At 56.0% G+C, this 309-nt stretch carries 1 pseudogene; it reads right to left on the bottom strand.

What is annotated here, in order from left to right:
* Positions 1-244 precede the first annotated feature (244 nt).
* Positions 245-309, bottom strand: a pseudogene (gene rplL, locus ACIPIZ_RS29585) (50S ribosomal protein L7/L12); the annotation flags it as partial.

The following is a 309-nucleotide window of genomic DNA, read 5'->3' on the forward strand; positions in this document are numbered from 1 at the left end:
TTCTCAGTATATGAGTAAGCCATCAGCGTTCCCCAGCTTGGTCACCTGCTTGTTTGGCCCCTCCCGACGGGAGCAGCCAGAAAATCGTGCAAACCCCATGGTTTGCGCCACCGCATCGGGTGGTTACAGCGCCTTTATCAGCACCGACCCAGTCGGCTGCCAATAACGGAAAAAGGCCGGTGGCAAGAGCCACCAGCCATCAGCCTGTCGCTTGACGCTCGGGCTGGAGGAGCAAAGTCGATACTTATTTCAGCTCGACTTTAGCGCCTGCTTCTTCCAGCTTATACATGGCGTCTTCAGCAGCTTGTG

The organism is Pseudomonas sp. NPDC087690, assembly GCF_044743175.1.
Lineage (GTDB): Bacteria > Pseudomonadota > Gammaproteobacteria > Pseudomonadales > Pseudomonadaceae > Aquipseudomonas.